Genomic DNA, 15,210 nt, shown 5'->3' with positions numbered 1-15,210 from the left:
GATTAATTCAACTAATCTGCTTTTTTGTAAATAAACTGTAAAAAAACATGTTTTTAGTATAAAAGTTAATATTTTGCATAATACTCTTAATTACACCTTTATTTTTTTCTAATCTTGGATTAAAATTAATATTATGCAATACAGTGTAGTGTTCTGTATTATAAGCAAATTAAATAGGAGGTATAAAAATATGTCAAATGAAACGAACTCATCTAACTTTATAAAAAATATTATTATAAATGACCTAGAAACAGGAAAACATGACAATATAATAACTCGTTTTCCACCTGAACCAAACGGATATTTACATATTGGTCATGCAAAAAGTATATGTCTTAACTTTGGACTAGCTAAAGAATTTAATGGAAAGGCTAATTTAAGATTTGATGATACAAATCCATTAAAAGAAGATGTTGAATATGTAGAATCCATAAAAGAAGATGTTAAGTGGTTAGGATTTGATTGGAATGAATTAAATTTTGCATCTAACTATTTTGATGAAATGTACAAAAGAGCTTTAATCCTAATAAAAAAAGGTAAAGCTTATGTATGTGAATTAACACAAGAAGAAATGAGAGAGTATCGTGGTACTCTTACTGAACCTGGTAAAGAAAGCCCTTATAGAAATAGAACTATTGAAGAAAACCTAGATTTATTTGAAAGAATGAAAAATGGTGAATTTAAAGATGGAGAAAAAACATTAAGAGCTAAAATAGATATGTCTTCTCCAAATATAAACCTTAGAGACCCAATTATATACAGAATAGCTCATTCAACACATCATAATACAGGAGATAAATGGTGTATATATCCTATGTATGCTTTTGCCCATCCAATTGAAGATGCAATTGAAGGAATAACTCACTCTATATGTACTTTGGAGTTTGAAGACCAAAGACCTCTTTATGACTGGTTTGTCAGAGAATGTGAAATGGAAAATGTACCTAGACAAATAGAATTTGCTAGACTTAACATAAACAATACTGTTATGAGTAAAAGAAAATTAAAACAACTTGTAGATGAAGGTATTGTTGATGGTTGGGATGACCCTCGTGTTCCTACTATATCTGGGATTAGACGTAAGGGATATACTGCTGAAGCTTTACGTAATTTTTGTAGTGAAATAGGAGTATCAAAAGTTAACTCTACAGTAGACAGTCAAATGCTTGATTATTTCCTAAGAGAAAACTTACAACCAAAGGCTCCACTTGCTATGGGAGTTTTAAGACCTTTAAAATTAGTTATAACTAACTACCCAGAAGATAAGGTTGAAATGCTTGAAATAGAAAACAATGCTAAGGATGAATCTCAAGGTAAAAGATTAGTTCCTTTTTCTAGAGAATTATATATAGAACAAGATGATTTTATGGAAGAACCTATTAAAAAATATTTCAGATTTTTCCCAGGAAATGAAGTTCGTTTAAAAGGAGCTTATTTCGTAAAATGTACTGATGTAATTAAAGATGAAAATGGAAATGTAGTTGAAATACATGGTACCTATGACCCTGAGACTAAAAGTGGTTCTGGATTTACAGGTCGTAAAGTAAAATCTACAATACATTGGGTTGATGCTAAATCAGCTATACCATGTGAATTTAGATTATTTGAGCCATTGATTCTTGATGATTTACCTGAAAATGAAGGAAAGCATTTCTTAGAACAAATAAATCCTAATTCATTAGAAATATTACAAGGTTTTGTTGAGCCTACACAAGTAAAAGATGCTAAACCTTTTGATAAATTCCAATTTGTTAGAAATGGGTTCTTTAGTATAGATAATAAGTATACAACTAAGGAAAAACTTGTGTTTAATAGAATAGTTCCTTTAAAAAGTTCTTTTAAACCTGCTAAATAATTTTTATAACTAAAAAATGAAGACTTAAAATATAAATTACTTCTACTATAAATAAATTTAGTTAGAAGTAATTTTTTATTTTAGTCTTCATCATTTATTTTAAATAATTAACTTTTTCCACTACAGATTCCCATAACCTCTATTCCATCTTTTATACATTCTATATTGAGAGGAAAATCTGGACCTTTTTCCCCATCAATATCTGTTATAAGAGAATCTTTACATTCTATATCTACTTTTTTAGTTTTAAAATATAATATTTCATTTCCATTATATTGGTCTAAGTAATCACCCCTAAGCACACTTATCAAAACTGGTATTGATTTTGGAATTGGCATTCCTTTAAAAATAATTACGTCTAAATATCCATCATCTATTTCAGCTTTATATGCTAAATTTATATTTCCTGCTGTTTTTCCATTAAAAATCAGCATAAGATACATATCTCCATCATAATTCATCTCTTTGGAATATACTTTTATCTTAAACTTCCTCATATACAATGCTTCTTCTATTCCCTTTATATAATAAGAAATTCTTCCAAACGAATTCTTTAAGTCTGTGCTTATTCTTTGTGATACATCAGTAAACATACCTGCACTTGCGACATTTATAAAGTATTTATTATTTACCTTCCCTATGTCTATTTTCTTTGGCTTTGAATTTATGATTTCTTTTATAGCTTCTTTTATATCAAATGGAATTTGAAGAGCATTTGAAAAATCATTTGCAGTTCCTGTAGGTAAAATTCCAATTGGAATCTTTATATCTAACTCTTTCATTGAATTTACAACTAAATCTATAGTCCCATCACCACCTGCTATTAGTATATGGTCATAGGAACTATCTACTTCTTTAAATGCATTATTTACAGGTTCTTTAATATTCAATCTGTAGGGTATCAATAAATAATTTTCTTCTTGATATAATTCTATAATAGTATCTAAATTTGATAATATTTTTTTTTCACCTGAATTAGGATTGTATATAAGTTTTACTTTTTTCATTATTTCTCCTTACTTATTTTATTCTTTTAATATCCAAAGTCTTCGTTTAAGAAAATTACATGTATTCTTTCTGGTGCTAATTGTCTTTTTATAAGTGTATAGCTACAGCAGATTCTTCCTGGACTTGAACAATCTATACAGACACCAGTAGTCTTACAACCAGTATTTGTATTCAGTCTCTTGCAATTTGCTGGAGCAGCTATTGTTTTAGTTCTTTTTATAGCTTCATCTACATCTTTAACTATTTTATTTACACCTGCTACAACTATTACTTTATCTGGTCCATATATCATAGCAGCTACTCTATTTCCATTTCCATCTAGATTGTAAAGTTCTCCATTTTCTGTTATTGCATTAGTACTTGTAAAATAAGCATCTGCACAAAATGATTTTCTGTATATTTCTTTCATTTCTTCTGGTTTAATATCTTTTGCATATCTATCAAGAAAATCATACTTTTCTCTTATAAAGTCAATAACTCCTGTTTCAAATAAAGTCATAGAGCCTCCACAACCTACTAGAGAACCTACTTCTACTATTTCTTCAATTTTTTTAAGAAGCTCTTCTTTATTATTTACTAGATACCCTTTCATGTTATTATTTTCTAGAGATTTTATCGTTTTTTCTATTCTTTTTTCTTTAAGCCAATTTAGATTTTGATCCATCTTAACTTCCCCCTTATTTTCAATATGTATTAGTTTATTATAAATTTTATTTTCTTTATAACTTTATTTTAGTACATCTAAAAAAAAATACAATATAAAACTTTAAATAAGTTTTCCATAAATTTCTTTATAAGACTAACTCATAATTTATAATTAAAAAGGAAAGTAGATGTATTTTTCTACTTTCCCTATATTGTATGTAGTATTATATATTTTCTGAAATCTATATATTAATTATATGCTTTATTTTATTAAATATCACAATTGATTTAAGTGTAATATCATATTCTTTTTTAAACATATAAATTGTATTATTAAGTTTATTATATCCAATTTTAATAAATAATGTCACTAATTTGATGAAGAAGATGCTATAGCTGCACTTGTAGCTGCCATTACACAAGCAACTTGAATAGCAACAACAATATTTAAAAATATATTATTAGCTATAGAATCTATATTATTCTCTTTTTGTATTGAATCCGCATAAATAGAAGCCACAATAGCAGAACTAATCATTACTCTATTGCTTTTTCCTAAAGACCAATTCCCAAAACCTTTTTCTTCTTTAAGTCTATTTGAAACATTTTTTATATTTTCTATTATTTCATTTTCTTTATAATCTAATAACGAAATTGCTCCTATTATTGGATACCCATAATAATTTAACTTACAATCATTCTCTTTAAATGCTTTTTTAAGTTCAATAGTTTTTTTGCATTTACCCATAGTTCTATCTTCACTAAATAAAAGAATTTGAGATAGTGCTTGTAAGTCATTTCCTTTATAAAAACCATTTTTATTTAGAAATTCATAACATTTTTCTATATATTCTAAATCTTCTTCTAAATTTTTTGAATGAATTGCAATAAGTGCTATATTACAATAGTCATCACTAGATGTTAAAAATGGATGTTTTTTCTTCATATATTCGTACACTGTTTTCATTTTTGATATACATGTAATATAATCCATTTTATCTCTATTTTCATAGACTATTGATGCTGTAAGTGGTAGATATGTATCTCCCCAAAACTTTTCATTTTTAAGATTTTTATATATCTCTAAAATCATCTTAAAACTACTTTCTGGATTTGATTCAAATGAAAGTAGTGTTGCCATATAAAATATGTTATATCCTCTAAAGTTAGAGAATAATCCAGTATTTTTTTTAATAAGCTCTATTCGTTCTTCTACTACTCTAGGGCTTATCCTCTTGTTCTTAAGCGTAAACGCAAGTGCACAACTATGTTGAATTAATCCCATTTGCCAAGAACCTTTAATCTCATTTAATGCTTTATAATTTTCTATTAATAAGTTTATTTTTCCATTTATAAAAGTTTGTTCCATATTGCCCTCCCAGTAATATACATTGTTGTATTAATTAACTTAATATCTATTATATATGTAATAAATATTGCAATCAATACATATTACTTGAAGAAGTTCTATTATTCCATAATGATGTATCCTTTTTTATAGTGCCTTCCCATATTATTAACCCTGTCATAATACTCTGATTCACTTTCGTTACTCCATTTGGGTATAAATACATCTATCGCATTAGAATTGCTAAAATACTTACTAGACCCCCTATCCATAACGGTTTTTACTTTACCATCTACAATAATCTTAGTTCCAAAACTCAAGTGATTATTTGCCACAAAACCATCTTCTAAATCATCTCCTGTAGCAGTTATAGCTCCATATCCATTTTCTTGGTTAAGACTGGTGTAATAACTCACTTCAAATGTTATAGGAATTAAATCCTTTATTTTGATTCCTAGCTGGTTTTCTAGCCTCTCTTTTTGCACTTTTAATTTATACTCATCACTGTTTTTATAGTCTTTCATACCTTGATTATATTTAGAATTAAAGTTTTGACCTGAAGTTACTATAGTATCTATATTTACTATAGATTCTTTACAATGCTCCGCATCTATTTTTGTTTCTCCATTTACCAATAATGGAGTTAAACATACACTACATACAACACATGTAATCAATGCTTCTTTAAGCTTCATAAATTCCCCCCTTATTATTTTGATATATTAGCATATTTAATATTATATGTCTACATTTAGATTTAAATGCCACACTCATTTGCTTTAAGAAGTTGTCTTATACTTAATTCACCCTAAACCCTTATAAATCCTCCATCTTAGAATCATATAGTACAAAGCTTTTATGATTAAATATATTTTTTATTAATCTTTTTGATAGCTCAAAACTACTTCTATTTAATTTTTCTATTTTTAAGAATTTAAGAATTTAAATTCTATAATTTTAAAACACATTGATTTTATTTTTTTGAAATGCTATAATTTTTTTAAGAGGTGATTAATATGATAAAAAATACAAAACAAATTACAATTGAAGTTAATGAAGTTTTATTACAAGAAGTATACAAAATGACTAATAATGAAAATAAAGATTTATCAAACTTGATAAACGAATCAATCATAAATTATATTCTTGAAAATAGAAAAGACAATATTGAAAATAAAGACTTAGAAGAAGTAATTGATTTCTACAAAAAAGAGAATATAGAAAAACCTAAAAGTGCAGCAAGAGCTATTGCTGAAGCAAAAACTCATACGTTATATTAAACAAATAAAAAGTTCCTAAAAATTAGGAACTTTTTATTTGTTTAATAGCTATTAATATCTATTTTAATAATATTTATTTCATATTTATAAATACTTATTTAAACAAGAATATAATCTAATACATCGTCATTTAATATACCTAAAACAATCAATATAAAAATAAAATTACAACTTTTAATATACCTAAAAAACAATTCATTTGTATAAATAATAAAAAAATTTTATTTTTCTATTTAATAACCAATATTTAGTTAAATTCTGATTAACTCTAAGTCTAATATAAAATCAAATCTTAATAAATTTAATTTTATATTAGACTTAGAGTATTAAAATGTGTTAGAAAACTAAGAATACTTAATAAAGAAATCTATGTATTTTACAGTTTACTCTACTTTTAATTCATTTGAATAATTATTGTAAAAACTATTTATTTTATGATAATTAAATTTATTTTAAAAATAACTAAAAAGTTTTAGTTTTTATATACTATTAAGTGCCTAAATGTTCATACATTTAAACGTACAATTAATACAAAAAATATATATTTAAAGTTATTCTTGTTGTTAATCTCAACAAACTATTCATCTTTTTTAATATCTTTTACCCATTTTTCAACAGAATTTAATTCTTCCTCATTTACCCCCTTTTTGAACAATGCCTTCATAAAGCTTTCAATAGAACTTCCATGCATATTATCTAGAAAAGTTTTTGTTTCAAAATGTAAATATTCATCTTCTCTAATAATAACTGTATAATGTGTATGTCTATCTATCTTTTTCGCATCTAAGAATTGCTTATTTACTAATCTTGATAAAAGTGTTAGTGTTGTAGTTTGCTTCCAATCATATAGTTTTTCCATAGCTTCAATGACATCTTTTGATGTTACTGTAAAATCTGACCCCCAAATAAATTTCATGACCTTTAATTCTGCTGGTGGTATCTTAGTAATAGTCATATGATTTTACACTCCTCTCAAACTTATATTTTCAGTACTACCCAAACATATAAAATCCCAAAGTAAAAAATAAATTTTATTTTTATATATATTAAGTATAACAGATTATTAAGTTAAAATTCTAATATTTAAGATAATATACCCATTTTATAATCAATAAATATCAATCTTTGAAATAACTATAAATTTATTTCAAAAACTATTTTTGAGTTTATCCATATGTTATAATAAATGTATAAAATTTTGATTGGTGGGTTATATATGAATGCATTTATTAGAAAACGAAACAAGAATTATGTAGTTTATCTCGAATTTACAGATGAAGATACTGGAAAGAGAAAACAAAAGAACATGGGTATTTTTGATAAAAAAAGAGATGCGAGCAAAAGGTTAAATGAAGTAAAGGAAAGTCTATATAAAGATGGCTTTTTAATTCCAAACGAAATCACTGTCTCAGAATTTCTATTAGATTTTTTAAAAAAGTACAGTGAAAATATATCATTAGCTACATACAATAATTATGTTAGTATTTGTAAGAATTATATTAATCCCTCTATTGGTAAATATAAAATACAGGATTTACATCCAATTCATATACAGAACTACATTGATAAACTATCTCATAAATTGAATCCTCAATCAATTAAGATTCATATAAATATATTGAAACTTGCAATAAAAAGAGCATACAGACTCAAATTAGTAAAAGAAAATATTATGGATAATATAGAAACTCCAAGATATAAAAAATTTAAAAATGAAATTTATGACAAAGAGCAAATGATAAAATTGTTGAACTTATCAAAAAATACATATATGGAATTACCTATTAATTTAGCAGTTGGTTTAGGTCTTAGAATTTCAGAAGTTTTAGGTTTAACTTGGGATAATATTGATTTTGAAGAAAATACAATAACTGTAAATAAGATAACAGCTCGAATTAATGGCTCTGTAATTCTTAAAGAACCCAAAACGGAAAGCTCTATTAGAAAAATATCTGCTCCAAAGGAATTAATCTTTTTACTAAAAGAATATAAGATAAAACAAAATAAAAATTTATTAAAGTCTTCTATTAGAAATAGTCGTGACTTGTTATTTTTCAATAAAAAATGTGAACCTATTGCTGAAGATGTTATGAGTAAAAAATTCAAAAGATTTTTAGAAAAGAATGACTTGCCCCACATTAGATTTCATGATTTAAGACATTCACATGTTACTTTACTTATAAATTCTAAGGTACCTATAAAAGTTATCTCAGAAAGAGTTGGTCATTCAAATATAAATACAACCTTAAATGTTTATTCCCATGTTCTAAAAGAAATGGATAAAGAAGCATCTGACAAAATTTCTGAAAATTTATTTAATGCCAATTAATATTACATTTTTTTAATTATAATTACTCTAGCCTTTATCATCTATAAAATTAATTTTTACTACTAATAAAATTAAAGCTAAATTAATATTCAAATTTAATTTTATAATAGAATAGTTAAAATATATTTATTACAAAATAGTTTTAGTATTATAAACACAGCTTCTACTTCGTAAATTAGGAGGATTGTTATGAAAAAAATTATATTCAGAAAAGCTACAACAGATGATATGTTAGGTATTAATAAGCTAGAATTAGATGTTTTTTCGGTAGAACAAAAGATTCCAAAAGATATAATCCCTATTTCTTAAGATATTGATGAAATTTTTATGGAAGCACGTGACACAACAGTTAAAATCATTTGTAGTTTAGGTGGTATTGTTACTGGTAAAGCTGAAGATTTTTATGATGAACCAGTAACTCCTATAACTTTACAAAAAATATATTATCATAAAAGAGAATCTCTATAGACTTATGAAATTATACTATATAATTTTTGCTTATTATGTCTCCAAACATTATTGTAATTTGACCCAATGTAAACAATTAACTTAGATTTGGAGACATATACTTTTTTATAATCTAAAAAATCCATATATATTTCTATCCATGATTCCATTTGTGTTATCTCTATAATTCTTTTTACTAAAGTATATATACTAAATAAAAAACCTCCTAATATTTGATTAAAAACTTACACACTTATATAGCGTATTCTCAAACATTAAAAGGTTTTTATTCTAATAATTATAATTAGTAAAAATTATATTTAAACTAATAATTATTTATCTCTCCCATACATTTTAGCTAATTGTTCTTGTATCTCTTTACTTTCTAAATACTCATCGAAATCCATCTTTCTGTCCATTAGTCCATTTGGAGTTATCTCTATAATTCTATTTGCTATAGTAGATATAAACTCATGGTCATGAGAAGTAAATAAAAGCACTCCTGGGAATTTTTCAAGTCCTTTATTGACAGAAGTTATACTCTCTAGGTCTAAGTGGTTAGTAGGATCATCTAACACAAGTACATTTGCATTTGAAAGCATTAGCTTACTAAGCATACATCTAACTTTTTCTCCCCCAGATATAACTTGAGCTTCTTTTAAAGCTTCTTCTCCAGAGAATAACATTCTACCCAAAAATCCTCTTATAAAACTCTCACTTTTTTCTTCAGAAAACTGTCTAAGCCAGTCAACTAGAGAATACTCTACTCCATCGAAAAACTTATTATGGTTTTTTGGAAGATAATCTTGAGAAGTAGTTACTCCCCATTTATATTCTCCACTATCTGGTTCAAGTTCTCCCATAACTATATTTAAAAGTGCAGTAGTAGCTATTTCATCACCCATAAATACTACTTTATCATCTCTATCCAATCTAAATGAAACATTATCAAGTACTTTAACTCCATCTATAGTTTTAGTTAAATTGTGTACTTCTAAAACTTCATTACCAATTTCCCTAGCAGGTGTAAATCCTACATATGGATATCTTCTTCTTGATGGTTGTATATCTTCAACTTCTAATTTATCTAATTGTTTCTTTCTAGATGTAGCTTGTTTAGCTTTTGAAGCATTAGAACTAAACCTAGCTATGAATTCCTTTAATTGAGCTATCTTTTCCTCAGTCTTTTTGTTTTGGTCTTTAGCAAGTTGTAATGCTAATTGACTTGATTCATACCAGAAGTCGTAGTTTCCAACATACATCTGTATTTTACCAAAGTCAACATCAACTATATTAGTACATATTTGATTTAAGAAATGTCTATCATGTGATACTATTATAACTATAGACTCTTCTAAATCCATTATAAAGTTATTTAACCAATTTATTGATTTGAAATCCAAGTGGTTTGTAGGCTCATCCATTAATAGTATTTCAGGTTTACCAAAAAGTGATTGTGCTAACAACACTTTAACCTTCTCTCCACCAACTAATTCTTTCATTTGTTTGTAATGCATATCCTTAGTTATACCAAGACCCATAAGTATTTTTTCAGCATTAGTTTCTGCATCCCATCCATCAAGTTCTGCAAACTCACCTTCAAGCTCAGCAGCTTTTATTCCATCTTCTTCGCTGAAATCTTCTTTCATATATAAAGCATCTTTTTCATGCATTATACTCCAAAGTCTTTCATGCCCTCTTATAACAACATTTAAAACAGTTTCTTCCTCATATTCGAAGTGGTCCTGTTTTAAAACTGACATTCTTTCTTTATCAGTTATAGATACATTCCCTGTATTTGGTTCTATTTCTCCTGATAATATTTTTAAAAAAGTAGATTTTCCCGCACCGTTAGCTCCTATTATTCCATAGCAATTTCCTTTAGTGAATTTTAAGTTAACATCTTTAAATAGTTCCTTATCACCAAATCTAAGTCCAACACCTGTAACTTGTAACATTAATGTATTTTCCTTTCTTTTTGTTCATAATTTATTTTATCATAAAATTTTGATAACATTTTTATTATCACGTAAACAGCATATTTTTTATACCAAATTTGTGAAATATTTATTAAAATTGTATTAAAGATTGTAAGTTTCATAAAAATTAACAATCTATTATATTATACTTATAAAAAAATCAAATTGCAACTTTATTAATTCTTTTACACACTCTAAATACTTTATTTGAATCTTTAAACTGTTTTAGCTATTAGTTAAAATATAGTTTCTGTATAATTAATCATAGTTTATATATCATTAATACTTAAAAAGAGTACCTAAGTTTGTAAGTACTCTATTTATATGATTTTATATTTTAGCAAAATTACATGCAGGGTAAGTACATACATCACAGTTCATACAAAGACCACCATGACCATATTTAGCTATATCATATTTGTCAAGTTTTTCATCTATTAAAATCCTAGATAGAACTATATCAAATACTGTAGTTTTATGATACATTGCACATCCAGGTATCCCCATAATCGGAACTTCTCCATAATAAGCAAGTAAAAACATTGCTCCTGGTAATATTGGTGAACCATATGTAATTAAGTCAGCTCCAGTCTCTTTTATAGCTGTCGGTGTGACATCATCTGGGTCTACACTCATTCCACCAGTACAACAGATAAGTTCTGCTCCTTGACTTATAAATTCTTTTATTGCATTTTTTATGATATCCTTATCATCTGGACATATAGTTTGGCCTATAACTTCACATCCAAACCCCTTTACTTTTTCTTCTATTACTGGTCCAAATTTATCAACAATTCTACTGTAAAATACTTCATTTCCAGTAGTAACGATTCCTACTTTTTTAGGTTTAAAAGGTATTACTTTGACTATTTTTCTGTTATCAACTACTTTTTTTGCCTCTTCTAGTTTTTTCTCATCTATGACTAGAGGTATGACTCTTGTTCCAGCTACTTTTAGCCCTTTATTTACTACAAAATTATTATGAAGAGTTGCCATCATTATTTCACCAACACAATTTAAATCAAAAAGTGCATCAACATCTATTTTTAAAAGCCCATCACATGCTGCTATAAAATCTATCTTTCCTTCTTTTATTTCACTGAAATCTAAATTTTCTCCAGCAGTTAATTCTTTTAAAAATAAAGCTCCTTCATTTTCATGAATCATTCCCTCTGATTTTTCCCATACATATAAGTTGTCTTTACCAAGAGATAATAAAACTGGAATGTCTTCTTCTTTTACTACATGTCCCTTTTTAAATTTTCTTCCTTTAAATTCTCCTGGTATTATTTGAGTAATGTCATGACATAAAACTTGTCCAACAGCATCTATAGTTTTTATTAATTTCATAATTTGCCCCCTATTCTTTCATAATCCACTTTCGTATCAATATCTAATAACATTTTTTTGGGAACTTCTACATATTTTATTTTTGATGAATTCTTTAAAATAGTTTTCCCTTTTTCATCTTCTTTAAGTGCCAACAATTCCTTTTTTTTGCTAAATGGAAATATAACTGGATTTCCACATACATCTTTGCATCTTGGAATTACTATAAAATTTCTATCTAATTTAAAAGTATTTATAATTTTATCTATATATAAATCATCAATAAATGGTTGGTCTCCCACAAAAAACATATATCCATCACATTTTGAGCTATTTAAAATTCCTAATTTTATGGATTCACTCTGACCTATATTTGCATCTTTATTATCTACATATTTAAAGCCATATTTATTACATAGTGCTAAAACTTCTTTATATTGACTTACAACTACAACTTGATGAAAATTAATTTTACTAACTGCCTTAAGTACATGTTCTATTATAGAACATCCATCATATTCCAATAAAAGTTTATTTTTTCCCATTCTTCTGGCAAATCCTGACGCCATTATTACTGCATTTATCATATATATCATTCCTTAACATTTATAATGTATTGATATTGTTATGATTTTATAGTATCTTTATTGATATTATCTATATATATAATATCACATAAACTATTTTAATACTTCAATATCTTATACAAAAATTTTGTTTTATACTTCCATAAAATATATCTATTTCGCTTTCATGCTCTTTAATAATTTTAATTAAATTTATAGCTAAACTTTCATATATTTCATTTTCGACTTTATTAATAAATAATATTTTTTTCCCATGATAATTTTTAAACAATCCTTTTGGATTTAATACTACATTTTTTAAATTATAAAGGCTTACTGTAGGATTATCATTTATATTACACATATTTAAATTAGTTATTTTTTTAAATTCATCTAACCTATGTATATTTTCTTCATTAATATCCATTCCAAATGAAGTTATATCTAATATACCTATAGTTTTTGTAGTTTTACAATATACTACTGGTTCTCCATCATTCCAACCTTTAAGTTTTTTTCTCTTTGAACCATCACCTTCTATCAAGACCAAATCAAATTTGTCTATCATTTTTTCTAAATCAGATAACTTTATTCCTACTATTTTATTTTCATTATTTATACAGCTTCCACATACTGTTACTCCATGACAAATAGATGGAATAGAAATTCCACCTATTGTCATAAATATATTGTCATAGTCTTTTCTATCAGGTAAATATATTTTAGTAGTTGTTGTAAGTAAAACTTTTAGCTTATCTCTATAAAAATTCGCAAAGTATTTTATAAATGAAGTTTTTCCTCCTGCTCCAACTACAGTTATTATTTCATTTGCTCCTATCATATCTGATAATTTCACACTTTCACCTCTCATAACTATTTCTTTTAAATATCCTAAATTTTATTTATTTGAAATTTATAATTTAACTTTTTTAGTAAAAGTGATTTTTGAAATTCTATAAACTAAAAAGTAAATAGATTCTGTTGTAAACAACAAGGCGGATCCAATTCGCCGCTAAGCTGTAAGCTTATACGCTATCAGTTTATCTTTTAATTATTATTAAGATATTCTTATTCTTTGTGCTTGCTTTAACACCTGAGGATTATTCTGCAAATAAGATAAATCAACTATTTGTGATTTTTTTAATATATTAAGACTTGCATTTACATCTGCGTTTATAATCATACCCTTACTAGATTTATATTGACCACGTGTTATTCTTTCTCCCTTAAATTTGTATTTCTGTACATCATCCAAATTAATATCAGGAAGATAATCATTGGCAAAAAAATCTGATTTACTAGTATAGCTTTCTTCTTGTCTAATGAAATTAATATTTTTTATTTTACATAGGTACTCTAGTTTTCCTTTTATCTCTCCAAAAGGAATTCTTATAAAATTTCTATATATTTTCTTTTCCATATTATCACTTTTTTCTAACTTAGCATTATATCCTACAATTAAATTGCCAATATTATTTTTTACACAGTAGTCAATTATGTAAAAGCAAGTTTTATTTACATAGTCTTTAACCTGATTATTTCTTTTATTCCATACTTTAAATTGTTTTCTTGTAATTAAACTTATATTCTTTTTTAATTTTAAAGCCTCTATTTTATCGTTTTGCTTATTTGCCCATTGATTCACAGACTTAAGCCTTCTCCCATCTATAATAAAACTATCACCTAAATTGGTAGTACAAGTACATAAGTTTTCTAAACCTAAATCTATTGCCAGTGCATTTTTTTTATTTGAAACTTCCTCTGATTTCGGTATTTCATAACAATACTGAATTTCAAAGAACCTAGCCTTATGTTTAGGTATTATTCTTATTTCCTTAACTTTTTTGTCTAATATATTATTTGGAACTTTTATACTCACCTTTCCATACATTTTTTTAAATGCTGGAGACATAGGAACATTTAAAATTCCATCGTCTTTAATTCTTATTTGACCTATTATTATACTAAAAAAACCTTCTTTGTCTAAATACTTAGGTGATTTTATTCCTCTAAAATCATACTTGCCTTCTTTAGCTAATTTAATTAAACCAAAAAATGACCTAAACGAACTATCAACTTCTTTTAGTATTTGTTGTGCTACATTACTATTGAGTAGTTTATAGTTTTCATTTTCTTTACACACATGATAATTAGCTTCATAATTAAGATGCTCTCCTTGATTAAAGTAATGTTGTCTGACATTATATGTACCAACATTATACAAATTCTTTGCTAAAAAGCACATCTCTCGCAAAGCCTGATATTCTTTTTTAGTTAAATTTTTTAATTGTTGTCTCTGAGTCCCATAATGTATGTTTTTTGTTCTATTTGGCATAAACTCACCTCCTTTAACTCTTACTCTATTAGACATTATATATGGTATTTTTAGAAAGCACCATATATAATGTCTATTCAATTACTTTA

14 protein-coding genes are annotated in these 15,210 nt (G+C 26.0%); 4 read left to right on the top strand and 10 right to left on the bottom strand.

Going from position 1 to position 15,210, the window contains the following annotated elements; all coding sequences use genetic code 11:
* The first annotated feature begins 190 nt into the window (after nucleotides 1-190).
* Complete coding sequence (locus KGF45_RS00765) at nucleotides 191-1,855, top strand: glutamine--tRNA ligase/YqeY domain fusion protein (protein WP_227827929.1); 1,665 nt, start codon at nucleotides 191-193, stop codon at nucleotides 1,853-1,855.
* 107 nt (nucleotides 1,856-1,962) lie between these two features.
* Here the strand turns inward: KGF45_RS00765 and KGF45_RS00760 are convergent, their stop codons facing one another.
* The 4 genes from KGF45_RS00760 to KGF45_RS00745 all read right to left on the bottom strand — a co-directional run bounded on the left by KGF45_RS00760 (nucleotide 1,963) and on the right by KGF45_RS00745 (nucleotide 5,551).
* Nucleotides 1,963-2,862, bottom strand: a complete 900-nt coding sequence (locus KGF45_RS00760) for a YegS/Rv2252/BmrU family lipid kinase (RefSeq protein ID WP_227827928.1) — start codon at nucleotides 2,860-2,862, stop codon at nucleotides 1,963-1,965.
* A 26-nt stretch (nucleotides 2,863-2,888) separates the two neighbouring features.
* Nucleotides 2,889-3,527: a lactate utilization protein gene (locus tag KGF45_RS00755; protein ID WP_227827927.1), complete on the bottom strand. Its 639-nt coding sequence runs from the start codon at nucleotides 3,525-3,527 to the stop codon at nucleotides 2,889-2,891.
* Between the two features lie 351 nt (nucleotides 3,528-3,878).
* Nucleotides 3,879-4,877: a DUF4003 domain-containing protein gene (locus KGF45_RS00750; protein ID WP_227827926.1), complete on the bottom strand. Its 999-nt coding sequence runs from the start codon at nucleotides 4,875-4,877 to the stop codon at nucleotides 3,879-3,881.
* Between the two features lie 101 nt (nucleotides 4,878-4,978).
* Nucleotides 4,979-5,551 carry a hypothetical protein gene (locus tag KGF45_RS00745; RefSeq protein WP_227840537.1) on the bottom strand — a complete coding sequence of 191 codons (573 nt, stop codon included), beginning with the start codon at nucleotides 5,549-5,551 and terminating at the stop codon, nucleotides 4,979-4,981.
* A gap of 321 nt (nucleotides 5,552-5,872) precedes the next feature.
* Between KGF45_RS00745 and KGF45_RS00740 the strand changes: the two genes are divergently transcribed.
* Nucleotides 5,873-6,136, top strand: a complete 264-nt coding sequence (locus KGF45_RS00740) for a hypothetical protein (RefSeq protein ID WP_227827924.1) — start codon at nucleotides 5,873-5,875, stop codon at nucleotides 6,134-6,136.
* A 577-nt stretch (nucleotides 6,137-6,713) separates the two neighbouring features.
* Here the strand turns inward: KGF45_RS00740 and KGF45_RS00735 are convergent.
* Complete coding sequence (locus tag KGF45_RS00735; protein WP_227827923.1) at nucleotides 6,714-7,091, bottom strand: BlaI/MecI/CopY family transcriptional regulator; 378 nt, start codon at nucleotides 7,089-7,091, stop codon at nucleotides 6,714-6,716.
* A gap of 261 nt (nucleotides 7,092-7,352) precedes the next feature.
* Between KGF45_RS00735 and KGF45_RS00730 the strand changes: the two genes are divergently transcribed.
* Together KGF45_RS00730 and KGF45_RS00725 are read left to right on the top strand one after the other, a co-directional pair.
* Complete coding sequence (locus KGF45_RS00730) at nucleotides 7,353-8,465, top strand: tyrosine-type recombinase/integrase (protein WP_227827922.1); 1,113 nt, start codon at nucleotides 7,353-7,355, stop codon at nucleotides 8,463-8,465.
* 327 nt (nucleotides 8,466-8,792) lie between these two features.
* Complete coding sequence (locus KGF45_RS00725; protein WP_227827921.1) at nucleotides 8,793-8,933, top strand: hypothetical protein; 141 nt, start codon at nucleotides 8,793-8,795, stop codon at nucleotides 8,931-8,933.
* A 311-nt stretch (nucleotides 8,934-9,244) separates the two neighbouring features.
* On the opposite strand, the gene KGF45_RS00720 is transcribed toward KGF45_RS00725, so the two are convergent.
* From KGF45_RS00720 to KGF45_RS00700, 5 genes are all read right to left on the bottom strand, one after another.
* Entirely contained in the window at nucleotides 9,245-10,870 is a 1,626-nt protein-coding gene (locus tag KGF45_RS00720) for an ABC-F family ATP-binding cassette domain-containing protein (RefSeq protein WP_227841603.1), read from the bottom strand.
* A gap of 351 nt (nucleotides 10,871-11,221) precedes the next feature.
* Nucleotides 11,222-12,241 carry a molybdopterin-binding protein gene (locus tag KGF45_RS00715; RefSeq protein ID WP_227829379.1) on the bottom strand — a complete coding sequence of 340 codons (1,020 nt, stop codon included), beginning with the start codon at nucleotides 12,239-12,241 and terminating at the stop codon, nucleotides 11,222-11,224.
* Nucleotides 12,238-12,807, bottom strand: a complete 570-nt coding sequence (mocA, locus tag KGF45_RS00710; protein ID WP_227829380.1) for a molybdenum cofactor cytidylyltransferase — start codon at nucleotides 12,805-12,807, stop codon at nucleotides 12,238-12,240. The genes KGF45_RS00715 and mocA overlap by 4 nt, the downstream gene beginning before the upstream one ends.
* Nucleotides 12,808-12,913: 106 nt before the next feature.
* Nucleotides 12,914-13,642: a selenium cofactor biosynthesis protein YqeC gene (gene yqeC, locus KGF45_RS00705; RefSeq protein WP_227841602.1), complete on the bottom strand. Its 729-nt coding sequence runs from the start codon at nucleotides 13,640-13,642 to the stop codon at nucleotides 12,914-12,916.
* Between the two features lie 201 nt (nucleotides 13,643-13,843).
* Nucleotides 13,844-15,121, bottom strand: a complete 1,278-nt coding sequence (locus KGF45_RS00700) for an RNA-guided endonuclease InsQ/TnpB family protein (protein WP_227841601.1) — start codon at nucleotides 15,119-15,121, stop codon at nucleotides 13,844-13,846.
* Nucleotides 15,122-15,210 lie beyond the last annotated feature (89 nt).

It is taken from the genome of Clostridioides sp. ZZV14-6154 (assembly GCF_020657785.1).
In the GTDB taxonomy this organism is placed as follows: Bacteria; Bacillota; Clostridia; order Peptostreptococcales; family Peptostreptococcaceae; genus Clostridioides.
This window is presented reverse-complemented; position numbering and strand designations above follow the sequence as displayed.